Genomic DNA, 26,519 nt, shown 5'->3' with positions numbered 1-26,519 from the left:
GATGGTTGTTCGAAGTGTCTTGAAAAATCATTAAGCTTAGCGCCGATACATATTTTACTCGGTCTAATTACTTTTAAATGTTAGGTTGTGGTCATCACTGTTTAAGCGACAATTAATTTTGAATGTTATAAACCTGAAATGGATTTTGGAAAATTTAGGCCTCTAAAAAACACGTTTTTTGCTGAATTGAGGTTGGGTTCAAAAATCAGCATAGTGCTAAATTCACTGGGTTAGGTGTCATGATGGTTTTTGAACCAAAAATAGCTAGGTTGTGGTCAGATACGTATACGCAGTTTTAGGGCAGGGCACGGTTTGGGCACCAAATGGGCACCGCACCGAAAACGAGCTTTTTGACTGAGTAGATAAGCTTAACTATATTCAAAAATATATCTCGAGAATTTCTCTACAACCCCCGAAAATTAAACAAAAAAAAGCCTCACTGTTAAGTGAGGCTTTTTAAGTATTTGGAGCGGGAAAAGAGATTCGAACTCTCGACCCCAACCTTGGCAAGGTTATGCTCTACCACTGAGCTATTCCCGCTAATTATCAATTAACTATCGTCAGTTGATGATGGCGTATTATACGCAGTTTTCTGAGCGTGTCAATAGCCATTAAGAAGAAAAGTGAAATTTAGCAAAGTAGGCATGTTATTCCAGTATAGAACTATGATATAACAGATTGTTATAATCTATATTCCAAAAGCTTTGCTTTCTATAAATAGGCTGGAATGTAGCTTTATAATGACTTTCATCATATTTATTTTATGATTAATAAACATAACACTTAAGGATAAGTAGTATGAGTCAACAATATACCATCGCTGATTATTTGTTTGATCGCATCGCAGAAGCGGGTGCAACTGAGATATTTGGCGTGCCTGGTGATTTTAATCTAACCTTTTTAGACAATGTACTCGCCTCAGACAAATTACGCTGGGTAGGTAATACCAATGAGTTAAACGCAGGTTACGCAGCTGACGGCTATGCACGTGAGCGTGGCTTTGCCGCTATGGTAACGACTTTTGGCGTAGGCGAGCTGTCGGCTATTAATGCCACGGCAGGCTCGTTTGCAGAGTATGCGCCAGTGCTACACATCGTTGGTGCGCCTAGCACTGCTTTGCAAGATTCAAAACGTCGCATTCATCACACATTGGGTGACGGGGTATTCAACCATTTTATCAAGATGGTTGAGCCTGTTACCGTGGCACGTGCGCAAATTACACCTGATAATGCTGCTTCTGAGATTGATCGTGTCATTCGCTTGATTCTTAAAAAGCATCGCCCAGGTTATTTGCTTTTATCACCAGATGTGGCAAAAACGCCGATTTATCCGCCGACGACCAAACTTATTGATAGTGAAGAAGACATCACTAGCCAAGCGGCGTTAGCAGATTTTAAGCAAGCGCTAATAGAGTTTTTACCCAATAAGACCACAACGCTCATGGCAGATTTGATGGTTCATCGTTTGGGTCTACAAAGTCAGCTTAAAGCTTTGATTGCTGATACCGATATTCCTTATACCACGCTATCGTGGGGCAAAACCTTGCTTGACGAAAATAGCTCACGTTGGGCAGGGACTTATGCAGGCGTGGCATCGCGTCCTGTCGTTAAGGATATGGTCGAAAACTGTGAATGTTTGATAAAAATTGGTGTGCAATATACCGATACCACCACCGCAGGGTTTAGCCAAGATATTGATGAAAATGTGGTGGTTGATCTGCATTATGAGCGTGCGAGTATCGCCGGCAAAAACTTTGCGCCTATCGCTTTAAAAGACGCTTTACAAGTATTGCATGAAGTGATGACCTCAGGTATCAAAATTGTGGCAAAGCAGTTCTGTGAAGAGGTAAAGCCGCATGAGCAACATGGCAAGGATGATGAGCCTATCCGTCAAGATGATTTATGGCATATCATTGCTGATGCGCTTGATGATAAAAACTTGGTATTTTCTGAACAAGGTACCGCCTACTTTGGTATCAGTGATGTGCGTCTACCAGAAGGCGTGACGTCTTATGGACAGCCAATGTGGGGCTCCATTGGTTATACTTTGCCAGCGAGTTTAGGTGGTGCGATTGCTTCACCGCACAAACGCAGTATTTTGCTCATTGGTGATGGTTCAGCTTTATTGACCATTCAAGAGATTGCCGTAATGATTCAGGAGCGCATCAATCCTGTGATTGTACTGATTAATAATGATGGCTATACCGTTGAGCGCGCGATTCATGGCGAAAACCAATATTATAACGACATCCCTAAATGTGATTGGCAATTAATGCCAAAAGCGTTTGGCGCTACTGACGATAATAGTTTGCTACTAAAAGTAGAAACAGCTGGCGAATTAAAAGCGGCTCTCAAGCAAGCGGCTGCCGCCAAAGACAAGCTGGTAATGTTAGAGGTAATTACTGATAAACACGATATCCCGCCATTACTTGCAGATATTAGCGCCGCGCTTAAACCTAAATAAAGTTATTTTATTAAGCCATTTTTCATAAGAAAGTCATCAACATTCAAAAGCTCTATTTAGTATAAGTGCTAAATAGAGCTTTTTTGGGGTTAAAACGCGGTGTCAGTCAACTAAATAAAGCCACTCCTTATGTCTGCTTGCATACTTTAGTATCATGGTAGGTTGGGCTATGTTTAGCCTGGAGTATTCAACAGGAGATGTCTCATTATGATTTGGCTGAAAATGCTTATTGGTGCCTTGATGGTACTGGCAATTCAATTGTTTGCACAAACCAGGTTTTTCTATTTGGCGGCGCTTGCTCCGCTTTTCCCCACTTTTACTTTAATCAGTCACTTTATTGTTGGCACTGAGCGTAGCCCTGCTGATTTAAAGATTGCATTGATATTTAGTATGCTTGGCGTCATACCGCACCTTATCTATACTCTTGTAGTATTTTTCAGCATCAGCTATGTCAGCTTATATAAAGCATTACTGTTAGGCGTTATCGCATGGACAGTAGCAGCGGCTATTTTAGTCCTTGCTTGGCAATATATTCATGCTTAATCGTGATGAATGAAATAACTTAAAAAATGCAAAATAAAATGTATTAACGGTGTATATAGTACTGAGTACATATTTCTACAGTTATTTTATATAGAGCTGGTCGTAGATGTTATGCTTAATGGCAATTTTATAGTCTTATCCGTAGTAAATTAAGGTCAACACTAATGCAATCACTCCATTCGTCATAACTTATAAAAATAGGGCTTAAAAAAAGATGGATACCTTAAATATCCTGTATTTTGTAGGAGCAGTATTAATTTTTGCCAGTATTATGGCAAGTACCTTGTCAGCACGTTTGGGCGTTCCTTTATTATTGTTGTTTTTAGTAGTAGGGATGCTGGCTGGTGAAGATGGCATCTTAGGTATTGAGTTTTCTCAATATGGGCTTGCCAATTTTGTTGGGCAGGCAGCTTTAGCGTGTATTTTGTTAGATGGTGGACTGCGCACGTCTTTTAAATCTTTCCGTGTAGGTCTAAAGCCAGCTATCACGTTAGCCACTTGGGGTGTGCTTGCTACCGTCATGATACTGGGTATATTTGTGACTTGGTTATTAGATGTTGACTGGCGATTGGGTTTGTTAATGGCAGCGATTGTCGGTTCGACCGATGCGGCAGCGGTATTCTCATTACTGCGTAATGGCGGTGTAAAGCTGAATGACCGTGTACAAGCTACATTGGAGCTGGAGTCGGGTGCCAATGACCCTTTGGCTATTTTGCTGGTGACAGGGTTGATTGCCCTAAATGTCGATCCCGCCGGACAAACGGTTTTGGGGTTTTTAGGATTATTACTACAGCAGCTGAGCTTTGGCTTAGGCATGGGGTTGCTGTTTGGTTATTTGTTAGCAAGATTATTACCCAAAATACTGTTGGCAGAAGGCATGTATGCCATCTTAATTATGTCTGCTGGTTTGGCAGTTTTTGCCGCGACTAATTTAATTGGCGGCAGTGGCTTTTTGGCAATTTATCTTACTGGTGTGCTGATTGGCAACCATAAAGTGCGTTCAACCGAGCATGTCATGCGAGTGATGGATAGCTTTGCATGGTTGTCACAAGCAGTGCTATTTGTGGTATTAGGTTTATTGGTAACGCCATCGAATGTCATCGATGTTTGGTATTATTCAGTGGCGATTGCCGCCTTTATGATATTAATTGCTCGTCCTATTGCCGTCTATACCAGTGTTAAACCTTTTAAATTTAAAGACAGAGAGATTGGCTTTATCTCTTGGGTGGGGCTACGTGGCGCGGTGCCGATTACGCTTGCCATTCTACCCGTGATGGCAGGAATAGATGGCGCCTTTATGCTATTTGATATTGCCTTTGGCGTGGTGGTTTTATCTTTGATTTTGCAAGGTACGACCATACCTGTGATGGCAAATTTATTTAAAGTGCGTATCCCAAGCAATAAAGATCCAGAAGAAGAACATGAAGTGTGGGTGTCTGATAAAGCGAGCATTACCTTATATGAGTTTGAAGTAAAAACTGGCGCATTTGCGATTGACCGTCATCCTATGGCCATCTCTAAGCGCGTCAACCCTGATGAGATTAGTATCTTTGCCTTGGTGCGCAGGCAACATATTGTGATGGTTGAAGAAACTACCAAGCTCAAATGTGGTGATAGAGTCTGGTATGCAATGAGAGGAAACCATGCTAGCCAAATTGCTAAAATATTTAATGATACGACGCTAGACCTGAAAGCCATCGATGATTTTTATGGTGATTGGCTACTATCACCCAGTGTCAAACTTGGCGATTTGCCGTTTTTTACCGGTATTATGACTTCGGAATCTTTGGTAGATAAATTGAAATCAAAATCTGAAGACGGCTCAAAAAGCATGTGGGAGCAAACGGTGGCTGAATATGTTATAGACAACTTGGACATAAAGCCAGTATCGGGCGATACAGTCGCGATCAGTGATGAGTGGTCATTGGTGATTAAAGAAGTAGATGACAAAGGCAAGCTAAGAACCATAGGTTTAAAACATCAAGAGCTTGCTAAAGTAAGCTAGTTTTTTGGTTATATTTGCATAGATATAGACACTATTTGTGATACCTGAGATGTTCGCACAATAAAAAGCCCTATTGATAATCAATAGGGCTTTTTCAACAGCATTTTTGAATAGTAACTACCACATCAAATCATCAGGAATCACATAGGCTGCATACGGGTCGTCTTCTGCCAGCTCATCTTTTGCGGTATCATTTGATACCACCATAAAGCCTTCCATTTTTGCATCGATACGATCAGCAAGCGGGCGCGGTAGTAGCGCATAGCTGTCATCTAAGCGAGCAATGGCCACATGACCTGCCACGATTTGATCGTATAGCTTTTGAGTGATATTGATTTTTTTGACTTTAGCATCATCGACAAACTGATAACTGATGTCGCCGTTTGTATCAGTTAATTGATGCTGCTTAATCATTTGAATGATATTGGCTCTTAGCATCTTTTCTTCTAAGACGCGTTGCTTTTCTTGATTGAGTTTTTGGTCTTTTTCTAGCTTTTTTGCTTGGGCGTCTGCCAAGGCCTTTTTTGCTTCAATATTTAACGCATCACCTGTGCGCTTGGCATGCTGCGTCTGTTTACTGATTTTATTGGCTTTTTTACTATCAACCAAGCCTGCTTTTAAAAGTTGAGCCTGTAGGGCGTTTTTTGCCATATCTGCATTACCTAAATGAAACTGCCTAAGTGAAATAATCTAAATTGTTATCAGTTATGGTAACAAATTCTGCTAGGAGATGTCAGCAAATACGGTATTTTCAAAGTCTGTTATTGAAAAGAGTGATGTAAATCTTGTCATTAGCTGTTCAACTTGATTCGCAATGCTGATGCGCTAAGTGAATAAAAGCTTTAGTAGCCGCATTCTGATAAGCGCCTTTTCGTTGCAGTAATACTGCAGTGCGCTGTAGTAAAGAGGGAGCAAGTGCAATCGCAATTAGCTCATCTCGATTGCTAACGATATTGGACGGTAATAATGTCGTCAATTGAGTATGGTGTATGATTTCAAGAACGGCGCTTAATGAATTGGCTTCCATCAGCACCTGCGGTTTTATGCTATGTTGACGGCAATAATGTTCAATTTGTCCACGAGTTACAAATTCATGGCTGAGCAGTACCAATGATTGCTCGCTTAGGGTTTGCAAATCAATCGTTTGATGCCTTGCAAGTGGGTGGTCTTTATTAACGACCAACGCTAGCGTTTCAACGAGTAAGGTTTGGGTTCCTATCTCGGCAGAATGTACCTCTGCAAAGGCAATACCCACATCAAATTCATCATCGAGCAATTGCTTTTCCATTTGCTCCTGCGACATCTCTTGTATGCTCAGGGTGATATTTGGGTAAAGATTATGAAAGGCTTTTATCAATGGCCCTATCAAGTAAGTAGTGAAAGTAGGGGTAATCGCAATACGCAATGCGCCGCGACTCAAATTTTGCACATCGTGAAGCGCTCGTCGTCCCTCTTCTAAATCCTGTAGTGCCTTGTGTGCATAGCCTGCATAAACTTCACCAGCATGGGTAAGTTTGACCTGACGACCCGAACGATCAAACAGTGTCACCTCCAGACTCTCCTCTAATTGTTTAATCTGCTGTGATAATGCTGGCTGCGAGACATACAGAGATACTGCTGCTCGTGTGAAGCTTCGGTGCTCTGCCACCGCAAGAAAATATTTTATGTGTCGAAGTATCATAATTTACATACCGTCTGTTATATATCGTTTTTTATCTAAAAATTTTATATCTTATAAAATATTATAATCTAACTATAATTATTTATTATCGATATCATAATATATCAGTATTTTACCTTATATTTATAACCGCGTATTATTCACTTTATCGACACCACAGAGTCACCGGTTATGAAAGATATTATTGAAGGCTTCTTAAAGTTCCATAGCGATGCCTTTCCCGAACGCGCTGATTTGTTCAAAAACTTAGCGACTAAGCAAAACCCGCGCACGCTATTTATTTCTTGCTCGGACAGCCGTTTGGTCCCTGAGTTGGTCACCCAACGTGAACCAGGTGGACTATTTGTCATTCGCAACGCTGGCAACATCGTCCCATCTTATGGGCCTGAGCCAGGCGGAGTTTCAGCATCAGTAGAGTACGCAGTAACCGCTTTACAAGTAACTGATGTGGTTATTTGTGGTCACTCAGACTGCGGCGCTATGTCTGCCATTGCCAATTGCACCTGCATGGATCACATGCCAGCGGTTGGCAGCTGGCTAAAATATGCCGACTCAGCGCGTGTGGTCAATGAATCTATCCATCATCTAAGCGATAGTGATCGTATTGAATCTATGGTACGAGAAAACGTCATCGCTCAGATTGAAAATATTAAAACCCATCCCTCGGTACGTTTGGCGATAAGAGAAGGGCGTTTGGCCTTACATGGCTGGGTTTACGATATTGAAACAGGTCGCATGGATGCTTTGGATGGCGCTACTAATACCTTTGTTGCGCTTAACGAGAATACAGAGGTTCGCGCTTATCCTATAGCGCTGCCAGTCGCGATTTAAATAATCCTTACTATTTTATTGACGATAAATAAGGCTTACTTAATTACCATTTTTCACTAACAATTACTCACTAATAACTACTAACTAATAAAAGGTACTACCATGATTCAGTCTCAAATTAGCAACACTACTCGTCAGGCGCTAACCGAAATCATCATTGCGGCAAAAGCTGATAAAAATTTATCGTTTGAGCAAATAGCTGCAGGCACTAATCTTAGTGATGTATACGTCACTGCAGCGCTACTTGGTCAGCATCCATTGCCAAAGGAAGCTGCGCAAAAAGTTGGCGCAACGTTAGGTCTTGATGATGATGCGATTACCTTATTACAGATGATTCCATTACGCGGTAGTGTCGGCAGTGAAATGCCTACCGATCCTACTATTTACAGATTTTATGAGATGATGCAGGTTTATGGTACGACTCTTAAAGCACTGGTACATGAACAGTTCGGCGACGGTATCATCAGTGCCATCAATTTTAAAATGGACATCAAAAAAGTAGCAGATCCAGAAGGTGGCGACCGCGCAGTGATTACTCTCGATGGTAAATTCCTCCCTTTTAAACCTTTCTAATAGTTTGTAATGGCTTAAATAAATATGGAAAAAGTCGGCGTCCTGCGTCGGCTTTTTTCAGTCACGTTTTTAGCGACAAAGGATACCTCATTATCAATGAGTACTGAACGTATTACCTCTAGGATAGACCAGTCGGCGCTGACGTTGTTTTGGCCTATGATAGTGATTGCTGGATTGGCATTAACGCTACGCCCAACATTGACGTCCACCGGTCCTCTGCTTGATGTGATTCGACAGAGTACCGGTATAGGACTGCAAGAAGCCTCTTTATTGGTGGTGTTACCGATGCTGTGCATGGGAGTTTTCCCTTTATTGCTACCTCTGATTGGGAAACACCTGAGCGAGAGCGCTTGGATAACAGGTGGGCTAGGAGCTATTGCTGCATCTGGTTTATGGCGTTTAGGTCTAGAAACAGGTTGGATGTTGATTGCTAGCGCTTTAATAGGCGGCACTGGTATTGCTATCGTACAGGCGTTAGCGCCCGGCGTGGTAAAACGCTGGTATCCTAAGCGCGTACCGTTAGCCATGGGTATTTATTCAGCATTACTTATGGCTGGGGGCGGCATTGCGGCAACACTAAGCCCAGTAGTTGCTCAGCATTATGGCAGCTGGCAAGCAGGTCTTGGGATATGGTTGCTGTTGCCTGTAGTAGCACTTTTGTTATGGTGGCTTAGACCCTCTGAGGTAATGGATACGAAGCACAATGGCGTGGCAGTCAATTTTTTTAAGAATCGGCGCGCATGGTTATTAGCCAGCTACTTTGGCTTGGCGAATGCCGGCTATGCTTGTATGATTGCCTTTTTGCCGACTTATACGCGTGGTTTAGGCTGGAGTGCCCAAAGTAGTGGTGAGCTGATCGGTATCATGACTATTTTTCAGGTACTGGGTGCGCTAGGAGCGCCTGCGCTATCTGCTAATCGCTTAGATCGCCGCCCTTGGTTATTCTTTGCGGTAGGTATCCAGCTTATCGGCTTTGCAGGGTTAATATTGATGCCAGCCTCTCTATTGATTCTTTGGGTGGCACTCATTGGCTGTGGTCTTGGGGCTTGTTTTTCGCTCACGTTGACAGTCGCACTTGATCACTTATCAACGCCTAAATTAGCAGGTGCACTGACGGCTTTTGTGCAAGGGATTGGCTTTATCATTACTGCGATTGTTCCTTATTTTGCAGGATTTTTGCGGGAGTGGAGCGGAAGTTTTCAGACTGTTTGGTTGATGCTATTGATGACGCTGATTGCTATGCTAGTTGTCACGATGAAATTTGCTCCTACAGGCTATGCTAAGGCGATGAATCTGCCTAATATTTAAAGATGTCTAATTTGGCGCTTATTTAGTAACTATTACTGCGCATTTAATATATTTGGATAAAGATGTTTTCAACCTATGATAGATAACTGTCATCTAAAAAATGATTCTAATATCGTATAAGTGTAATAAAAAACCGCCAAATAAATTCATTATTTGGCGGCTCTAAAATACAGTGGCTAGTCTGCTAACTATAACGAGATATGCTGAGCTTGACCTTTTTCAACGGCAAGTTTAGCCGCAGCTGATGCAACCGCTAAATCTTGTAAGCCAACACCGGTACCATCAAATAAGGTAATTTCATCATCTGAGCTACGACCTGGATGCTCACCGTTGATCACATCGCCAAGCGTCGTGATATCACTCTCTTTGATCGCACCAGATTTAATCGCATGCTGAGCTTCACCAATAGTGATTGATTGTGCGACTTCGTCAGTAAACACCGTAGCAGAGGCTATTAATGCCGGATCAACTTCTTGTTTGCCAACCGTATCAGTACCCATGCAGGCAATATGCGTACCTGGTTTAATCCACTCTTTCATAAGTAGCGGCTCAAACGCTGATGTAATAGTAATGATCACATCTGCTTCTGCGCACAGCTGCTCACGCTCAACGGCTTCAAATGCTACGCCTAATTCTTCAGCGATTTCTTGTAGGATGCTTAGGCGATCAGCCTCTTTATTCCAAGCGACTACTTTCTCAAAGTTGCGTTGCTCAAGTGCAGCACGCAACTGAAAAGTAGACTGATGACCAGCGCCAACCATACCCAGTACTTTACTGTCTTCACGGGCTAAATGGGCGATCGATACGGATGATGCCGCCGCAGTACGTACCGCTGTTAGGTAGTTACCACCGACTAAGGCGCGTAATTTGCCATTATCAGGATTGAATAAAAAAATCGTTGATTGATGGTTGGTTAGGCCTTTAGCCGCATTACCCGGCCAATAGCCACCTGATTTTAGACCTAGCGATTTACCAGCGCGGTCAAAGCCTGATTTAAAGCCATATAGTGCATCAGCATAGCCAATGGCTTCACGGATAACAGGGAAGTTATAAGCGTCGCCGCGTGACATTGCTGCAAAAACATTTTCAATTGCGGCAAATGCAGAAGGGCGATCAATTACTGCTTTACAAGCGTCTTCTGATACGATTAACAAGCCTTCGTTGTTAGCGTCGTTACTGTTATTTTCTTCACTCATTATAAATTCCTTTTTATACTTCTTGATTTGTCATTCTTACATACTTTAAATAAATAAGGGCTGCTGTAGGCTAAAGCTACAACAGCCCCTTTAAACTAAAATGATAAAACCAAACTAATCTAGATTATAGCTATTAGTACATTAGTTATTAATACATTTTACCGCGTGCAGATACTGGCCATACAGTTTCAACTTTACCGTTACGCACACCAATATAGAAATCATGTACGTTACAAGTAGGATCACAATGACCTGGTACCAGTTTTAGTTTTTCATTGACTTTAAGGACGCCATTTGGATCGCTTACTACGCCATGCTCGTCTGAACATTTAACGTATTCAACATCGTCACGACCATAGATGAACGGTAGGCCACTATCAACAGACTGAGCTTTTAGACCAGCATCAACGATGGCTTTATCAGCTTTAGCATGGCTCATCACAGACGTTAGGATGAATAAGGCGTTTTCCCACTCACCAGCATCGATACGGTTACCTTCTTCATCTAAAATACGACCGTAGTCGGCGTCCATAAAGGCGTAAGAGCCACACTGTAATTCGTTGAAAACACCTGAATTACTTTCGAAGTAGTAACTACCCGTACCGCCACCTGAAACGAATTCTGGTTTTAGACCGATTTCAGTCAATGCGTCGATTGCATGTTGTACTTGATCAATAGCCACTTGTGTTTTAGCTTTACGATCGCTAAAGCTATCCATATGCTGCATCGCGCCTTGATAAGCTTGGATACCAGTGAATTTTAAATTTTCAGCGGCAGCAATCGCTTTAGCAATCTCAACTACAGCTTCAGTGGTAGTGACACCACAACGTCCAGCACCGCAATCGATTTCGATATAGCAATTCAGTTCAGTGCCTGCTTTGGTTGCAGCAGCTGATAATTCAGCGACGTTATCGACATCATCGACACAAACAGTAATTTTTGCGCCCATTTTAGGTAAATTAGCTAAGCGCTCAATCTTGGCTGGATTACGTACTTGGTTTGATACCAATACGTCTTTGATGCCGCCGCGTACAAATACTTCGGCTTCAGAGACTTTTTGACAGCAAACGCCAATCGCGCCGCCAAGCTCTTCTTGCAAGTTTTGTACGTCAACTGATTTGTGCATTTTACCGTGGCTACGGTGACGCATATTATGTGCTTTCGCATAATCGCCCATTTTTTTGACGTTACGCTCAAGAGCGTCCAAATCTAAGATCAAACAAGGGGTTTGAATGTCAGCTTCGTCCATACCAACAGCGGCCGGTACGTTGTAACCTACTTCTAATTCTTCAGTAATCATTTTATGTCTTCCATGTTGTTAGTTAGTTTTATAAAAAGCCGTTTAAACTTGCGCATTATTTGCGCTGAGTTAACGCTTCATTTGTAATCAGTTATTGATACCTAATTGCTGATTATGAGTTGCCAATCATTAGTTCCACGGCAACTTATCAAGATCAACGTTACCACCAGTGATTATAACGCCAACTTTTTTACCTGCAAAAACGTCTTTGTTCTTTAAGATGACAGCAAGCGGTACGGCACAGCTTGGCTCAATGATGATTTTCATATGAGTCCAAGTCAGCTTCATCGCTTCAACGATTTCTTCTTCGGTCGCGGTCAAAATATCAGTCACATAATTGCTAACAAAATGCCAAGTTAAGTCTTTAAGCGGCACTTTTAAGCCATCAGCGATAGTGTTTGGTGCATCATCAGCGATAATATGACCGGCTTTAAATGAGCGCGCAGCGTCATCAGCGTTTAATGGCTCTGCAGCATAGATTTTGACATCAGGTGCTAGATTAGATAGCGTCAAGCAAGTACCTGAGATCATACCGCCGCCACCAATAGGGGCGACAACCATGTCAGGTTTTACACCCATTTCTTCCATTTGCTCTAAAAATTCACGTGAGCAGGTTGCTTGTCCAGCGATGACGCGTGGATCATTGTACGGATGCACAAAGTCGCCGCCTGTTTCCGCTTGAACTTTAGCAAAGACTTCTTCGCGTGAAGTGGTTGATGGCTCACATTCAGTAATGATACCGCCATAACCACGAACCGCTGCTTTTTTAGCTTCTGGTGCACTGTGCGGCATTACTACATTACAAGGGATGCCACGACGACCCGCTGCATAAGATAAAGACAGGGCGTGGTTACCCGAGCTGTGTGTACAGACGCCATTTTTTGCGGCTTCGTCAGACAGACCAAACACTGCGTTTGATGCGCCACGTACTTTAAAAGCGCCTGCTTTTTGGAAGTTCTCACATTTAAAGAACATCTCACAGCCTGCCAACTCATTTAAAAAGCGAGAGGTCAAAACAGGGGTGCGATGGATGTATGGTTTGATGCGCTCATGCGCTTCTAACATATCATCAAGGGTTGGAATCACTAATCCATCTTCGTTTGTGATCATAAAAAATAGTCCTTCATCTTTTGTTTAATTACTTGTTATTTAATGGCTGGTTATCTAATAGCTTTTATTTAGTTGGTGCGCTATGGCGATAATACTCCTGCGCAGCAGCAACGCCTTGACCCAGTTTAATAGGGTAGTCCAAATCAACCATCGCCATCTCAATCGTTGCAAGCCCTGCTAGTACCATGACTTCAGTTAATGAGCCTAGATGACCGATTCTGAAAGCCTTACCATTCATCTCGCCCAAACCAATACCAAAAGAGATACCATATTTATTAAAAGCATGATCGGTCAGCTTATTACTGTCAAAGCCTTCAGGAACAAAAATAGCGCTGACGGTATTAGAATAAAGATCAGGTGTTTTTGCACATAACTTCATACCCCATGCGCTAACGGCTTGGCGTACGCCTTCAGCTAAACGGTAATGACGTGCATAGACATTCTCAAGACCTTCGTCAAACAACATCTCAAGACTTTCTCTTAAACCATAGATAAGATTTAATGGTGGCGTATAAGGAAAGCCGCCGTTGGCATTGGCATTTAACATATCACGGAAGGCAAAATAGGTACGCGGTAACTCAGCTTCATCCATATGACTCAAGGCTTTTTGACTGACGCCCAATATTGCCATACCAGTTGCAAGCATAAAGCCTTTTTGTGAACCAGCAACCGCAACGTCTACGCCCCAAGCGTCCATCTCAAAAGGCACGCAAGCAATTGAGCTGACACCATCTACGAATAATAAAGCAGGGTGGTCACTGCTATCCATGGCTTTACGAACGGCGCTAATGTCACTTAAAACACCAGTTGCAGTTTCGTTATGAGTGACCATGACGGCTTTAATTTCGTGTGCCGTATCTTCGCTCAAAATAGCTTGGAATTTATCAGCAGGTGCGCCTGTGCCCCAATCGCATTCAACGACTTGCACATCAAGTCCGTGGCGCTGACACATATCAATCCAGCGATGAGAGAACATACCATAGCGTGCAATCAGAACTTTATCACCAGGTGACAAAGTATTGCTAATAGCTGCTTCCCAGCCGCCTGTGCCACTAGAAGTAAACAAAATGATTTCACTGTCTTGGGTGCCAAATACTTTTTTACAATCAGCAAGCACCGGTAAGAAGGTGTCTGAGAAATCAGGAGCACGGTGATCTTGCGTCGGCACGTTCATCGCGCGACGTAATCTGTCAGGAATATTGGTAGGGCCAGGAATAAAAATTGGGTTTTGTAGCGACATGATTGACATCCTTGTGAGTGCATATAAAGGGGCACAATAATTGTATAAGCAGGGGTTCATGCGAATTTAATGCAAGAGTCTTCCTGACTCATACAGTTTGGTTTTTGTGTTTTTAAGATTTAAAAAATTAACCATGTCAAAGAAAGGAGTTGCAGGTGATTGGTCACTTTACTACTTACTGCGTTCTTTTTATGGTGTTCTTGCGGTAACGGTTTTTACGAAGGATAAATAAGAGGTTTTGGTCGAAAAAGTGTAGGTACTCATCAACTAATCAAAATATAGCATTAAAGATGAGTTGTAACAAGGTATTTTTAAATAACCTTTGTGCTAGACTATGTTTACCTATTACAATGACTATTTTCTGCTCACTTGTCAAGATACACCCAAGTGTTAAGATTTATCTAGGTCATAATAGTTTTGTGCCATCAAACTTACTTTGATTGGTTTTGTTCTGCCAATAGCCAATAGGGTAACGTTTACATCGATATTCCTGAGCCGTTACACTTAAGTTAGTTATTTTTTTGCTAGCTTCTGCTTTAAATTCTGTACTATAGCTTTGCATTTTCTTGATCATGGTAAACGCCTCATCGAGTGATTGGTTTACCACGTTTATCTTTACGATTTTTTTAGTATTGCTCGAATTCTAACTGATTTATTCACTGTAGCAAACACAATAAAACAATCCCTTCACTATCACTACTGAAGGCTTATGGAAGAGATTTAATTTGTTATGGGTATCAACCCTAAATTGTGCTGGTTTGGATAATGTTAAGAAAGTTAGATAAAAATTTAAATAATTCCTATTATTTAATAAATCGGTTATTTACTAAATCAGTAAAAACGCTTAAACCATTAACTTTGTACCACAATAAACATTTAATAAGAAGATTTCATTATGATAAACAAACGTCCGTTATATATTCCTTTTGCGGGACCAGCATTATTAGAAACGCCTTTATTAAATAAGGGTAGCGCTTTTTCATCAGAGGAACGCGATAGCTTTAATTTAACCGGTCTATTACCTCATAATATTGAGACGATTGAAGAGCAGTCATCACGTGCTTATCTTCAGCTACGCTCATTCACCAGTGATATGGATAAGCATATTTATTTGCGTAATATACAAGACACCAATGAGACATTATTTCACCATTTGATTGAGCAGCATATTGAGGAAGTAATGCCGCTGATATATACCCCAACGGTTGGGCAAGCTTGTGAAAAATTCTCACAAATTTATCGCCGTAAACGTGGTTTGTTTATCTCTTATCCTGAGCGCCATAAAATTGATGACATGCTGCAAAATGCCACCAAACAAAACGTAAAAGTCATCGTTGTTACTGATGGTGAACGTATTTTGGGCTTAGGCGATCAAGGTATTGGCGGCATGGGAATTCCAATTGGTAAATTGGCTTTATATACCGCTTGTGGTGGTATTAGCCCTGCATATTGCTTACCGATATTGCTAGATGTTGGTACTAATAATCAACAATTGCTTGATGATCCTATGTATATGGGTTGGAGAAATCCACGCATCTCTGGTGATGAATATAATGAATTTGTCGACTTATTTATTCAAGCAGTTAAACGTCGTTGGCCTGAAGTATTATTACAATTTGAAGATTTTGCACAAGAAAATGCAACCCCATTATTAAATAAATATCGTGATCAGCTATGTTGCTTTAATGATGATATTCAAGGTACCGCTGCTGTTTCAGTCGGTACATTGATCGCAGCGTGTCTAAACAAAGGTCAAAAACTTAGTCAACAAAACATCGCTTTCTTGGGTGCAGGATCGGCAGGTTGCGGTATCGCCGAACATATCATTCGCCAAATGCAGCGTGAAGGGTTAACGGAAGAGCAGGCTCGCAGACAAGTATTTATGGTTGACCGTTATGGTCTATTAACAGATAGCATGACAGAGCTACAAAAATTCCAAGAACCGTTAGTGCAAAAAGAATTAGATATTGAACATTGGGATAAGAGTCAGAAGCTTGGTTTAGCACAAGTGGTTAAACAAGCAAAAATAACGGTATTGTTTGGCGTAAGCGGGCAAAAAGGTCTCTTTACACAAGAGGTCGTTGAAGCGTTATGTGCTAATACTGAAAATCCAATTGTCTTGCCGCTGTCAAATCCAACATCTCGTGTTGAAGCAACACCGCAAGAAGTGACCAATTGGAGTCGTGGTAAGGCTATTGTTGCAACGGGTAGTCCTTTCCCTAACACTACTTTTGAAGGTCAGTCTTTCGAGGTTTCTCAGTGTAATAATAGCTACATATTCCCAGGTATTGGTTTAGGTGTATTAGCAGCACGTGCAACGGGTATCAGCGATAATATGCTGACGGCGGCAAGCCAAGCACTTGCAGATATCTCAGTGGAATATGAAAAAGCACCCGGTGCCATATTGCCACCTATTAAATTCATTAGAGAAATTAGTGAAAAAATTGCCTATGCAGTTGCTCTACAAGCGATTGAAGATAAGTTGGCATTACCGGTCACGGCAGAAAATTTAGAACGTCGTTTGAAATCTAACTTCTGGTTACCAACATATCGTGACTATCGCCGCACTTCTTTCTAACGGTTAGAAAATACAAATAAAAAAGCCGAATGTTACGATTAAAAGTAGCATTCGGTTTTTTTATTGCTTTTTATTTTATATTAATATTTGGCTAATATAAAGATGATTGAATTTGAAAGTATAAATGAATCAGTCTGACTTCATAGGAGTTGAATTTACTTGAGTCAGGCACCAATGCTTGATAGGAGTGAGTTATTTGATAGTGACAGCTGGTTCGTTATCGATACTGGTCCCGAATCGACTGAAAATCGCGAGCTGTGGAAGGCTTTGTTACGTAATTTGCCGGGTAAAGCTAAAATAACAGGTATTTTGGTCACCCATTTGCATCCGGATCACATAGGGTTGGCAGGATGGTTGCAGGACTATTGCACTGCGCCTCTATATCTCTCTGAGAAGGAAATGCAGCAAGCGGTGAATGAGCAAAATCATTGTAATGCGAAAGATTATGACGATTTAAACCGATTTTATTAGCAGATGGACGCCTCAATAGATGATATGGAAGGGGTAAAGGAAGGCTGGTCATTTTTGGACTTGCTTTATGGTCCTTTGCCGACTGAGGTAACCATCGTGAAGTCTGGTGATACGCTGCAGATAAGCGGCGAGTCTTGGAGTATTTGGTCCGGCTCAGGTCATTCTATAGAGCATCTGTGGTTACAAAATGCTTCAGGGGATATTTTAATTTCAGGCGATCAAATCATAGCTAATATTACTCCCTATGTTGGCATTAGTTATATGAGTCAAGAAGCTGACCCTTTAGGCGATTGTTTGTACAATTTGAATGATCTGATAAAGTGGATAAGTGCCAAAGCACTGGCATTACCTGCTTTATTGTGAGCAATACTGACAGTAACTTGCATGTTACTTTAGGGTACCGATATTTCAGGCTTAGACATTGAACGCCACAACATACCGAATAAAACGTCAAAATTTGCATTTAGCGGCGTATCTGCTTGACGAATATTCTGCATAATGCCAAGTCGACTGACAAACCCCATAAACACGTCGAACAGAATATGCAGTGGTACTGTATCAACGAGGACCCCTCGCTTTTGACCATCCTCTAGTACACTCAAAAACGCATTAATAAGCTCTTTATTCTTATAAATAGCAATATTGTGAAAACGCGCTATCGATACTTTAGATAGCACCATCACCGCGTCAGGCTGAGTATCTACAAAATCAAGACATACCCACAATGTTTTACGTAAGCGATCCTCCACACTGTCAATGCCTTGTAGATGATCCATCATTCTCGCCGCTAACCTCCCTAGCACCAAATCCATAATAGTGTAGAGCACCGTTTGTTTATCACCAAAATATTTATAGAGCGTTTGCAGCGACACGTTTGCAGCATTTGCAATCTGTATCATAGTGATATCGCTTGCATCATGGCCTGCAAATAATTGGCGCACTGCTTTTTCTATTTTTTCTAAAGTGGCGGGTCGCATGTCGGATAAAGGAGCCAAAGATAAGGGTTTACTCTGAGCCTCTTTTTTGGAAACGGTACTATTAGTTTTATTATTAGTCTTAGCGTGAGTCTTGCTAACTCTGTGATTAGAGCCATCATCAGTAGTAAGTTGTGGTTTTGAGCGAGTGGTTTTCATACCTTATTGTTCCTTTATAGTATTGGCTTTTGGATGGTTTTAGAGTTTATAGTAAATCGGTAAAGATAATGTATATTACCATTATAAAATAATCGATTGCACAAGTTGTATTAATTTTCTAATATAATAGCCATACAGATTAGTATTCAATGAGATTATAAGCATTATAGTTAAAGGTAATATAAATTACCATTATTTTATAAACATAATATAGCTGTTATTTTACAACTCTATTTACCATCTACAAAAAGGGATTTTTTATGACTGAGACCGCCTACATTTATGAGTCACTTCGCACGCCACGTGGCAAAGGAAAAAAAGATGGCTCGCTTTATCAAGCGACTCCTATTTGGCTAGTTCGCACTTTGTTAAAAGAGATGCAGCAGCGGCATCATTTGGACACCAGCTTAGTTGATGATGTGGTGCTTGGCTGTGTAACTCCAGTTGGCGAACAAGGTTCTGATATTGCTCGTACCGCTGTCATAGATGCTGGCTGGGATCAGAGTGTGGCTGGTTTAACGCTGTCTCGGTTTTGCGCATCAGGTCTTGAGTCGATCAATCTTGCCGCTGCCAAAGTCATGTCAGGTATGGAGGACATGGTGGTCGCAGGTGGCGTTGAATCGATGAGTCGCGTACCGATGGGTTCTGATGGCGGTGCGTGGTACATGGATCCACGCGTCAACGAAGCGACACACTTTGTCCCACAAGGGGTTGGTGCGGATACCATAGCGACGCTCAAAGGCTTTAGTCGTACTGATGTCGATGAGTTTGCCACTGAGTCGCATCGCCGTGCTGCTGCTGCGTGGGAGCAAGGCTACTATGATAAATCAGTCGTCCCTGTCACTGATATGAATGGCATGCTGTTGTTAGATAAAGATGAAACCATTCGTCCAAACACCGACGTGGCCACCTTAGCTGGGCTTAACCCTTCTTTTATTATGCCGGGAAAAATGGGTTTTGATAGCGTTATATTAGATAGATACACCACCATTGAAAACGTCAACCACGTTCATCACGCTGGTAACTCGTCAGGCATCGTCGATGGGGCTGCGCTTTGCTTAGTCGGTAGCGCCGCTGCTGGTCGCAAAGCTGGTCTAAAACCACGCGCCAAAATCACCATGGCCTCAGTCATCGGCTCAGAACCCGCCATCATGCTGACAGGTCCAACGCCTGCCTGCCAAAAAGCTCTCAAAAAAGCAGGGTTGCAAGCGTCCGATATTGATCTTTGGGAGATTAATGAGGCTTTTGCAGCGGTTCCTATGAATACCGCGCATGACTTTGGCATTTCACTTGATATCGTTAACGTAAACGGTGGGGCTATTGCGATGGGTCATCCTTTAGGTGCGACAGGTGCGATGCTCATGACCACCGTCCTAGACGAGCTTGAACGTCGTGACCTAAAAACAGCGATGATCACCTTATGCGTCGGCGGTGGGATGGGCATTGCGACTATCATTGAGCGCGTCTAGCACTGATAGACAGCGCTGATAAATAGCACTGATAGGTTTCTAGTGATTAAAGCGAAATACAATAATATAAGAAGGACTTAATATGAGCACAAATAGCGTAGATGCCATCAATGCATTGAACCACTTTTCTGCCGAATCTGATAATGGAATTATCACTGTTATTATCGATCAAGCAGATCGTAAAATGAATGTCATCGGTGATGGCTTTACAGACTCCTTTGCCACGATGACCGATAGCTTTATCAACGATGCGTCCGCCAAAGGTTTGATTTTAACCTCTGGCAAAGAAACCTTTGTCGTCGGTGCCGATATTGACCAATTGGCTAGTATCCAAACCGCTGAACAGGCCTTCGAATTGGTCGAAGATCTTAAAGGTAGCCTGCGTAAACTTGAAACATCCGGTAAGCCAGTAGTCGCTGCCATAACTGGAACGGCACTCGGCGGTGGCTTAGAGCTGGCATTGGCTTGTCATTACCGTATAGCAATTGATTCTCCTAAAACCAAACTGGGTCTACCTGAAGTTAAGTTGGGTCTGCTGCCGGGCGGTGGTGGTACTCAGCGTTTACCGCGCTTGGTTGGTATTCAAGCGGCATTAGAGCTTATGACTCAAGGTAAGGAGCTGCGTCCAGCTGCTGCTAAAGACATGGGTCTGATTGATGCCGTTGCCACTGATAAAGTAGATATGCTAAAGCAGGCCAAAGATTGGATCAAAGCCAATCCTTCCGCCCAGCAGCCGTGGGATAAGAAAGGCGTTAAAATACCAGGTGGTGATAGCAAAAACCCTAAAATAGTACCGATATTCTCTATTGCACCTGCGATGGCCAACCAAAAATCACATGGCAACTATCCTGCAATCACGCACATTATGTCTTGCGTGTTTGAAGGTTGCATGGTCGATATCGATACCGGTCTTGAGATTGAGTCACGCTACTTTGTCGCCTGTGTGCTCTCAGCTGAATCCAAAAATATGATCAACACCCTTTGGACGCAGCTTAATAGCATCAAAAAAGGCCAATCACGACCTGATGGTTTTGAGCGCTATAAAACTAAAAAGGTCGGTATTCTTGGTGCTGGCATGATGGGCGCAGGTATCGCTTATGTCTCAGCCAAAGCGGGCATAGAAGTGGTTCTTTTAGATACGGCTATCGAAGGTGCTGAAAAAGGCAAAAACTATTCTACTAAGTTGTTAGATAAGGCTATCAGCCGTGGTCGCTCTACTGAAGAGAAAAAGCAAGCGTTATTAGATAAAATCAAAACAACGGTATCTTATGACGATCTAGAAGGCTGTGATTTAATTATCGAAGCGGTCTTCGAAGATGTAGACATTAAAGCAGAATGTACCCGTAAGTCTGAAGCAGTGATAGCAGAAACTGCTGTTTATGCCTCAAATACATCTACGCTGCCTATTACTGAACTTGCGAAAGCTAGCACACGTCCAAACCAGTTTATCGGTCTGCATTTCTTCTCGCCAGTTGATAAGATGCCGTTGGTTGAGATTATCGTTGGTGAAGGCACTGATGAGGCAACCTTAGCCAAAAGCTTTGACTATGTCGGTCAGATTGCTAAAACCCCAATCGTAGTCAACGATAGCCGCGGTTTTTATACCTCTCGTGTATTCGGTACTTATGTCTCAGAAGGTATTGCGATGTTAAGTGAAGGCGTACATCCGCGCAGCATTGAAGTTGCTGGTATGAAATCTGGCATGCCCATGCCACCACTCGCGCTGCAAGATGAAGTATCGCTCAGCCTGTCATTACATGTCATGCAACAAGCTAAGCGGGCACTAGAAGCTGAAGGTAAAACGTTCACACCACATCCTGCCATGCCAGTGGTTGAAAAAATGGTTAATGAGCTTGGCCGCGAAGGTAAGAAAGTCGCTAAAGGCTTCTATGATTATCCTGAAAATGGTGAAAAGCGCTTATGGCCTGAGCTCACTGAACTGTATCCAACTAAAGATGAGCAACCATCGCAGCAAGACTTGGTTGACCGTTTATTATACGTCCAAGCTAATGAGACCGCGAAATGTTTCGAGGAAAATGTCGTACGTACCGTGGCGGATGCCAACATCGGCTCTATCTTTGGCTGGGGTTTTGCACCTAACCAAGGTGGTACGTTACAGTCCATCAACTCAGTAGGCATTAAAAAGTTTGTTGAGCGTAGCCGCGAGCTTGCTAATCAATATGGTGAGCGTTTTGAACCGGCTCAGATTCTTGTGAAAATGGCTGAAAAGGGCGAGGAGTTTGTCGATGGCTAATTTAGCTAATACTATGACAAATTGCTTGGATGGATTGTGTGTCGTTGACTTGACGCGCAATCTCCCAGGACCTTTTGCCACCAGACTGCTTGCAGACTTAGGTGCTGAGATTATCAAGATTGAGCCGAAAAATGGAGATCCTGCGCGTGCGTTGGGTGATTTGTTTACCGCACTCAATCACGGTAAGACAATTGAGAAGGTTGACTTTCGTGACCCTGAAGGCATTGAAGCTATCAAAGCGCATCTAAAAAATGCGGATGTGATGCTCGACAGCTTCCGCCCTGAAGTGCTTGAAGAAATGGGACTGGATGCCAAAACTTTGCATGCTCTCAACCCCAAGCTGGTCATGGTATCGATTACTGGTTATGGCATGGCTGATGGAATGTCTGACGGCAGTGACGACTCTCAAATTAAGCATGACTGGGCTGACAAAGCCGGTCATGATATCAACTTTATGGCGATGAGCGGCGTGCTTGACCAGCTCAAGACAGCCACTGGTGAACAGGCCATGCCTAATATCCAGTTTGCAGACTTGGCAGGCGGCAGTGACACGGCAGTGATTGCCCTTTTGGCCGCCGTGTTTTCAGCACAGCGTACCGGTAAAGGTCGTCACGTTGCGGTCAGTATGACGCACAGTTTATATCAGCATATGGTCATGCCCAAAGCGACCGGGAAGCTGGTAAAAAGCTTCTCTGGTAAAAATCCAGAGCCGCAACATGACTTTTTAGGGGGGTTACTGCCTTGTTATCGTTTGTACAAAACAGCCGACGAGCGCTACATGGCGGTGGGTTCATTAGAGTTGAAGTTTTGGCAAGGGTTATGTGACGTACTAGAGTTGCCTGAGCTTAAAACAAAGCATTGGCAAATGGGTGTCATGCCAAATACCAAAGACAGTCAAGAGGCGGCTCAAGTAGTTGCGGATACCTTTGCCAGCCAGCCACTTGTTTACTGGCAGCAGGTTTTTGAGTCAGCAGATGTGTGCGTGACTCCGGTGCTGACGTTGGAGGAAGCCCGCGCGCATCCTTTATTTGCCCATCAAGATGAACACAGTGCAACAGCAGGTTGGCAGTAAAACACAGTCAGTCCTATATAAATCAGATACGGTATCAGGCTCGCTTAGTCTACGATTTGTAGTACTTTTACTCGCCTTCCTTGTATCCAAATTATGTTGAACCGACTATAGCTCATCGAATTAACCATCAAGGATCAAAACCAAGGAGGGTTTGTTATGAAAAAGGTTTGGCTCGAGAATTATCCTAAAGGCGTCGTCGCTGATGTTTCAGCGACCAACCAATCCTTATTAGAGCTGTTTGAGCGCTCTTTTGCAAAATTTTCTAAAGATGAGCTGATCACCAATATGGGCGTAATGGTAGGTGTTGATACTGACTTTGGTTTTAACCACCAAATCAGTCCAGTGAGAATGACCAGTAGAAATAAAGCAATAATAATAGTTTGAGTGTGGCGTTTATTGTTCATAAGAGTATCGATATCTTGATAATATTTAATCTAAGCTATCCAAGCTAAAACAGACTAAGCTAAGACAGAGCGCTATTTGAGTGACAGCTATTAGTAGTACGGATTTATTAATAAAGAAGATGCTTATTATGATTATATGGTAATTATTATTACTATAATTATTTATAATAATTCTAATTAATACTTGACTATCATTGGAATATTGGAAAATAATAGGGTATTAAGCAATATATTAAATATTAATAGTAATTTTAATTACCGTAAATATTTATTAATTAAGTTGTTTGCTTTAATGATAAATATCACGAAGCGTATTTTAGAGAACTGTGATTATTTTATAAATTTTTTATTAACTTAAGATCAACACACAATCAAGGAAGATTTTATGGCTATCGCCTGTTTTAAACCGAAGTGGATGGACGAAGAGATTGAAATGCTGCACGAGAGTGCATTGAAGCTATTTAAAGATTGGGAGCAGCATGATGAAAAGTGGCGTGAAAGTGGCATGCTGGATCGGGAAGCATGGTTAGAAGCTGGCGAGATGGGCTTTTTATGTGCCTCTATGCCAGAAGAGTATGGCGGAGCAGGCGGTGACTTTCGTCACGAAGCAGCTTTGATTTATGGGCAGTCAGAAGCCAACCAAGCAGGGTTTGGCGGCTTTTTGCATTCAGGAATCGTAGCACCTTATATTTTGCATCACGGAACAGAGGCGCAAAAGCAGAAATGGCTACCGAAGATGGCGACCGGTGAGCTTATTGGCGCTATCGCTATGACTGAGCCGGGTACAGGCTCTGATTTGCAAAACATCAAAACCTTTGCCGTCAAAGACGGTGATGACTATATTATAAATGGCTCGAAGACTTTTATTACTAATGGTCAATTAGGTAACTTAATCATCGTTGCTTGTAAAACGGATAGAGAGCAAGGTGCTAAAGGCGTCTCGCTAATTGTGGTAGAAACTGATAATTCCCCAGGATTTGAGCGCGGTAAAAAGCTGAAAAAGCTAGGTTTGGCTTCACAAGATACCTCAGAGCTATTCTTTAGCAATATGCGTGTTCCGCAAGCGAATTTGCTCGGTAGCGTTGAAGGTATGGGCTTTATGCAGTTGATGCAAGAGTTACCACAAGAGAGATTAATTGTAGCGTTGGCAGGTATTGGTGCCATGAAATTAGCGCTTGATTTAACCATTAACTATACCAAAGAGCGTACTGCTTTTGGCAAACCAGTCTGGGGCTTTCAAAATACCCGTTTTAAACTGGCTGAGTGTAACAGTCATTATATCGCTGCAAGTGCGCTATGTGATGCCGCTATAGAGGCGTTGTTAGACAAAAAGCTTACTGTACAACATGCCGCATTGATTAAGTATTGGGTGACTGAAAAACAATGTATTGTCATGGATGAATGCGTGCAGCTGTTCGGTGGCTATGGCTATATGATGGAATATCCTATTGCTCGACTATATGCTGATGCACGGGTACAAAAAATCTACGGCGGTACCAATGAAATTATGAAAGAGTTGGCGTCACGCTTTATGTAATCTTTAATTTATTAAATAAAGTATCAAAAATAACTTTTTTGGGTGTTATCAATAGTAGCGTTTTCATTTTTTTTATTAAACTTTTGATGAGTTTTCTAGATTAGGTAACACTCAATTACTAAGGACGTTCTTTCAAGGAGGAAAGTATGCTCGGACAGATGATGCAACGCCCATTATTGATTAGCCATCTAATTCAACATGCTGCCAATTACCATGGCGATACGCCAATTATCTCGCGTGAGATTGATGGTAGTACCACTCATTCGGATTGGGAGACCATACACAGTAATAGTAAGCGTCTTGCTAATGCCTTGGCTAAACTTGGCATAGAGCAAGGCGATCGCTTAGCTACTATTGCTTGGAATAATCGTCGCCATCTTGAAATTTGGTACGGCGTGTCTGGCGCTGGCATGGTATGCCATACTATCAACCCGCGTTTATTTCCACAGCAAATTATCTATGTCGTCAACGATGCTCAAGACCAAGTGCTGTTTTTTGAAAAGACATTTTTACCGCTAGTCGTTGGGGTTAAAGACCATCTGCAGACGGTCAAATACTTCGTTTGTATGACCGCACCAGATGAAGAAGTCAGAGCACAAATACCCAATGTTATCTTCTATGATGATATCGTCGATGAAGAGTCGGACGAATTTGAATGGCCTGAGCTTGATGAAAATACACCGGCGTCATTATGCTATACATCAGGCACGACAGGTAATCCTAAAGGTGTGCTATATACCAATCGTAGTACAGTCCTGCATAGCTTTGGTATTAGCTTACCTGACTCGCTCAATCTATCAGCAAGAGATATCGTTTTGCCTGTGGTGCCGATGTTCCATGCTAACGCTTGGGGTCTGCCTTATGCTACGGCGATGATCGGGTCATCATTAGTGCTACCAGGACCGAATCTAGATGGGCATAGTTTGGCGAATATGATTGATGACTATAAAGTTAATGTCGCTGTTGGCGTACCGACTATTTGGCAGGCCTTACTAGCCGCTGCTAAAGAGACGGGCACTAAGCTACCAAGCCTGAAACGCAACGTGGTCGGTGGTTCAGCGTGTCCGTCGTCCATGATTAAGACTTTCCGTGACGAGTTCGACTGTGAAACCTTGCACGCATGGGGTATGACTGAGACCAGTCCACTAGGGACAGCAAATCAGCTCAAAGCTAAGCATAGCGATTTATCAGAGGAAGATAAGCTGACTGTCCGTTTGTCACAGGGTCGCCCACCATTTGGCGTTGAGATTCGTATTGTTGATAGCGATCAGAATAATAAACTGCTACCCAATGACGGTAAGACCTCAGGCAACTTGCATATCAGAGGTTATTGGATTGTAGATACTTACTT

General features: G+C 42.4%; 23 protein-coding genes and 1 tRNA gene. 15 read left to right on the top strand and 9 right to left on the bottom strand.

What is annotated here, in order from left to right:
* Positions 1-465: 465 nt before the first annotated feature.
* Positions 466-540, bottom strand: a tRNA-Gly gene (locus tag ACMHKH_RS13035).
* Between the two features lie 258 nt (positions 541-798).
* Between ACMHKH_RS13035 and ACMHKH_RS13030 the strand changes: the two genes are divergently transcribed.
* The 3 genes from ACMHKH_RS13030 to ACMHKH_RS13020 all read left to right on the top strand — a co-directional run bounded on the left by ACMHKH_RS13030 (position 799) and on the right by ACMHKH_RS13020 (position 5,011).
* Positions 799-2,463, top strand: coding sequence for an alpha-keto acid decarboxylase family protein (locus tag ACMHKH_RS13030; RefSeq protein ID WP_413521073.1), 1,665 nt, complete (start codon positions 799-801; stop codon positions 2,461-2,463).
* A gap of 207 nt (positions 2,464-2,670) precedes the next feature.
* Positions 2,671-3,006 (top strand): GlpM family protein, encoded by a 336-nt coding sequence (locus ACMHKH_RS13025; RefSeq protein ID WP_413521072.1) that lies wholly within the window; start codon positions 2,671-2,673, stop codon positions 3,004-3,006.
* A 214-nt stretch (positions 3,007-3,220) separates the two neighbouring features.
* Positions 3,221-5,011, top strand: coding sequence for a potassium/proton antiporter (locus tag ACMHKH_RS13020; RefSeq protein WP_413521071.1), 1,791 nt, complete (start codon positions 3,221-3,223; stop codon positions 5,009-5,011).
* A gap of 117 nt (positions 5,012-5,128) precedes the next feature.
* On the opposite strand, the gene ACMHKH_RS13015 is transcribed toward ACMHKH_RS13020, so the two are convergent.
* Entirely contained in the window at positions 5,129-5,662 is a 534-nt protein-coding gene (locus ACMHKH_RS13015) for a DUF2058 domain-containing protein (protein ID WP_413521070.1), read from the bottom strand.
* Positions 5,663-5,810: 148 nt separating this feature from the next.
* A complete protein-coding gene (gene cynR, locus ACMHKH_RS13010) occupies positions 5,811-6,692 on the bottom strand; it encodes a transcriptional regulator CynR (RefSeq protein WP_413521069.1) in 882 nt (293 codons plus the stop codon).
* Between the two features lie 171 nt (positions 6,693-6,863).
* Between cynR and ACMHKH_RS13005 the strand changes: the two genes are divergently transcribed.
* The 3 genes from ACMHKH_RS13005 (at position 6,864) to ACMHKH_RS12995 (ending at position 9,404) form a co-directional block, all read left to right on the top strand.
* Positions 6,864-7,523: a carbonic anhydrase gene (locus ACMHKH_RS13005; protein WP_413521068.1), complete on the top strand. Its 660-nt coding sequence runs from the start codon at positions 6,864-6,866 to the stop codon at positions 7,521-7,523.
* A 102-nt stretch (positions 7,524-7,625) separates the two neighbouring features.
* Positions 7,626-8,096, top strand: a complete 471-nt coding sequence (cynS, locus tag ACMHKH_RS13000; RefSeq protein ID WP_413521067.1) for a cyanase — start codon at positions 7,626-7,628, stop codon at positions 8,094-8,096.
* 96 nt (positions 8,097-8,192) lie between these two features.
* Positions 8,193-9,404 (top strand): CynX/NimT family MFS transporter, encoded by a 1,212-nt coding sequence (locus tag ACMHKH_RS12995; protein ID WP_413521066.1) that lies wholly within the window; start codon positions 8,193-8,195, stop codon positions 9,402-9,404.
* A gap of 188 nt (positions 9,405-9,592) precedes the next feature.
* On the opposite strand, the gene bhcD is transcribed toward ACMHKH_RS12995, so the two are convergent.
* From bhcD to ACMHKH_RS12970, 5 genes are all read right to left on the bottom strand, one after another.
* Positions 9,593-10,600, bottom strand: coding sequence for an iminosuccinate reductase BhcD (gene bhcD, locus ACMHKH_RS12990; protein ID WP_413521065.1), 1,008 nt, complete (start codon positions 10,598-10,600; stop codon positions 9,593-9,595).
* Positions 10,601-10,748: 148 nt separating this feature from the next.
* A complete protein-coding gene (bhcC, locus tag ACMHKH_RS12985; RefSeq protein WP_413521064.1) occupies positions 10,749-11,900 on the bottom strand; it encodes a 3-hydroxy-D-aspartate aldolase BhcC in 1,152 nt (383 codons plus the stop codon).
* 129 nt (positions 11,901-12,029) lie between these two features.
* Positions 12,030-13,010 carry a beta-hydroxyaspartate dehydratase BhcB gene (gene bhcB, locus ACMHKH_RS12980; protein WP_413521063.1) on the bottom strand — a complete coding sequence of 327 codons (981 nt, stop codon included), beginning with the start codon at positions 13,008-13,010 and terminating at the stop codon, positions 12,030-12,032.
* 64 nt (positions 13,011-13,074) lie between these two features.
* Complete coding sequence (gene bhcA / locus ACMHKH_RS12975) at positions 13,075-14,250, bottom strand: L-aspartate--glyoxylate aminotransferase BhcA (RefSeq protein WP_413521062.1); 1,176 nt, start codon at positions 14,248-14,250, stop codon at positions 13,075-13,077.
* A 406-nt stretch (positions 14,251-14,656) separates the two neighbouring features.
* Entirely contained in the window at positions 14,657-14,857 is a 201-nt protein-coding gene (locus ACMHKH_RS12970) for a hypothetical protein (protein ID WP_413521061.1), read from the bottom strand.
* Between the two features lie 288 nt (positions 14,858-15,145).
* On the opposite strand from ACMHKH_RS12970, the gene ACMHKH_RS12965 reads away from it, so the two are divergent.
* The 3 genes from ACMHKH_RS12965 to ACMHKH_RS12955 all read left to right on the top strand — a co-directional run bounded on the left by ACMHKH_RS12965 (position 15,146) and on the right by ACMHKH_RS12955 (position 17,662).
* A complete protein-coding gene (locus ACMHKH_RS12965) occupies positions 15,146-16,828 on the top strand; it encodes an NAD-dependent malic enzyme (RefSeq protein WP_413521060.1) in 1,683 nt (560 codons plus the stop codon).
* A 159-nt stretch (positions 16,829-16,987) separates the two neighbouring features.
* Positions 16,988-17,299 carry an MBL fold metallo-hydrolase gene (locus tag ACMHKH_RS12960; protein WP_413521059.1) on the top strand — a complete coding sequence of 104 codons (312 nt, stop codon included), beginning with the start codon at positions 16,988-16,990 and terminating at the stop codon, positions 17,297-17,299.
* Positions 17,300-17,302: 3 nt separating this feature from the next.
* Positions 17,303-17,662 carry a hypothetical protein gene (locus ACMHKH_RS12955; RefSeq protein ID WP_413521058.1) on the top strand — a complete coding sequence of 120 codons (360 nt, stop codon included), beginning with the start codon at positions 17,303-17,305 and terminating at the stop codon, positions 17,660-17,662.
* A 29-nt stretch (positions 17,663-17,691) separates the two neighbouring features.
* On the opposite strand, the gene ACMHKH_RS12950 is transcribed toward ACMHKH_RS12955, so the two are convergent.
* Positions 17,692-18,432 (bottom strand): TetR/AcrR family transcriptional regulator, encoded by a 741-nt coding sequence (locus tag ACMHKH_RS12950; RefSeq protein ID WP_413521057.1) that lies wholly within the window; start codon positions 18,430-18,432, stop codon positions 17,692-17,694.
* Between the two features lie 260 nt (positions 18,433-18,692).
* Between ACMHKH_RS12950 and ACMHKH_RS12945 the strand changes: the two genes are divergently transcribed.
* The 6 genes from ACMHKH_RS12945 to ACMHKH_RS12920 form a co-directional block, all read left to right on the top strand.
* Positions 18,693-19,901 (top strand): acetyl-CoA C-acetyltransferase, encoded by a 1,209-nt coding sequence (locus tag ACMHKH_RS12945; protein ID WP_413521056.1) that lies wholly within the window; start codon positions 18,693-18,695, stop codon positions 19,899-19,901.
* 82 nt (positions 19,902-19,983) lie between these two features.
* On the top strand, positions 19,984-22,155 hold the full coding sequence (locus ACMHKH_RS12940; RefSeq protein WP_413521055.1) for a 3-hydroxyacyl-CoA dehydrogenase NAD-binding domain-containing protein: 2,172 nt from the start codon (positions 19,984-19,986) through the stop codon (positions 22,153-22,155).
* Positions 22,148-23,227, top strand: a complete 1,080-nt coding sequence (locus tag ACMHKH_RS12935) for a CaiB/BaiF CoA transferase family protein (protein ID WP_413521054.1) — start codon at positions 22,148-22,150, stop codon at positions 23,225-23,227. The genes ACMHKH_RS12940 and ACMHKH_RS12935 overlap by 8 nt, the downstream gene beginning before the upstream one ends.
* Before the next feature lie 156 nt (positions 23,228-23,383).
* Positions 23,384-23,611 (top strand): hypothetical protein, encoded by a 228-nt coding sequence (locus tag ACMHKH_RS12930; protein WP_413521053.1) that lies wholly within the window; start codon positions 23,384-23,386, stop codon positions 23,609-23,611.
* 405 nt (positions 23,612-24,016) lie between these two features.
* Entirely contained in the window at positions 24,017-25,168 is a 1,152-nt protein-coding gene (locus ACMHKH_RS12925) for an acyl-CoA dehydrogenase family protein (protein ID WP_413521052.1), read from the top strand.
* Between the two features lie 146 nt (positions 25,169-25,314).
* Positions 25,315-26,519 (top strand): AMP-binding protein (locus ACMHKH_RS12920; protein ID WP_413521051.1); only part of this gene is annotated, 1,205 nt, incomplete at its 3' end.

Source organism: Psychrobacter glacincola (assembly GCF_965118485.1).
Classification (GTDB): Bacteria; Pseudomonadota; Gammaproteobacteria; order Pseudomonadales; family Moraxellaceae; genus Psychrobacter; species Psychrobacter glacincola_D.
This window is presented reverse-complemented; position numbering and strand designations above follow the sequence as displayed.

Coding starts and splice junctions, on each gene's coding strand:
- ACMHKH_RS13030 (WP_413521073.1), top strand. CDS start 799: ATGAGTCAACAATATACCATCGCTGATTATTTGTTTGATCGCATCGCA.
- ACMHKH_RS13025 (WP_413521072.1), top strand. CDS start 2,671: ATGATTTGGCTGAAAATGCTTATTGGTGCCTTGATGGTACTGGCAATT.
- ACMHKH_RS13020 (WP_413521071.1), top strand. CDS start 3,221: ATGGATACCTTAAATATCCTGTATTTTGTAGGAGCAGTATTAATTTTT.
- ACMHKH_RS13015 (WP_413521070.1), bottom strand. CDS start 5,662: ATGGCAAAAAACGCCCTACAGGCTCAACTTTTAAAAGCAGGCTTGGTT.
- cynR (WP_413521069.1), bottom strand. CDS start 6,692: ATGATACTTCGACACATAAAATATTTTCTTGCGGTGGCAGAGCACCGA.
- ACMHKH_RS13005 (WP_413521068.1), top strand. CDS start 6,864: ATGAAAGATATTATTGAAGGCTTCTTAAAGTTCCATAGCGATGCCTTT.
- cynS (WP_413521067.1), top strand. CDS start 7,626: ATGATTCAGTCTCAAATTAGCAACACTACTCGTCAGGCGCTAACCGAA.
- ACMHKH_RS12995 (WP_413521066.1), top strand. CDS start 8,193: ATGAGTACTGAACGTATTACCTCTAGGATAGACCAGTCGGCGCTGACG.
- bhcD (WP_413521065.1), bottom strand. CDS start 10,600: ATGAGTGAAGAAAATAACAGTAACGACGCTAACAACGAAGGCTTGTTA.
- bhcC (WP_413521064.1), bottom strand. CDS start 11,900: ATGATTACTGAAGAATTAGAAGTAGGTTACAACGTACCGGCCGCTGTT.
- bhcB (WP_413521063.1), bottom strand. CDS start 13,010: ATGATCACAAACGAAGATGGATTAGTGATTCCAACCCTTGATGATATG.
- bhcA (WP_413521062.1), bottom strand. CDS start 14,250: ATGTCGCTACAAAACCCAATTTTTATTCCTGGCCCTACCAATATTCCT.
- ACMHKH_RS12965 (WP_413521060.1), top strand. CDS start 15,146: ATGATAAACAAACGTCCGTTATATATTCCTTTTGCGGGACCAGCATTA.
- ACMHKH_RS12955 (WP_413521058.1), top strand. CDS start 17,303: ATGGACGCCTCAATAGATGATATGGAAGGGGTAAAGGAAGGCTGGTCA.
- ACMHKH_RS12950 (WP_413521057.1), bottom strand. CDS start 18,432: ATGAAAACCACTCGCTCAAAACCACAACTTACTACTGATGATGGCTCT.
- ACMHKH_RS12945 (WP_413521056.1), top strand. CDS start 18,693: ATGACTGAGACCGCCTACATTTATGAGTCACTTCGCACGCCACGTGGC.
- ACMHKH_RS12940 (WP_413521055.1), top strand. CDS start 19,984: ATGAGCACAAATAGCGTAGATGCCATCAATGCATTGAACCACTTTTCT.
- ACMHKH_RS12935 (WP_413521054.1), top strand. CDS start 22,148: ATGGCTAATTTAGCTAATACTATGACAAATTGCTTGGATGGATTGTGT.
- ACMHKH_RS12930 (WP_413521053.1), top strand. CDS start 23,384: ATGAAAAAGGTTTGGCTCGAGAATTATCCTAAAGGCGTCGTCGCTGAT.
- ACMHKH_RS12925 (WP_413521052.1), top strand. CDS start 24,017: ATGGCTATCGCCTGTTTTAAACCGAAGTGGATGGACGAAGAGATTGAA.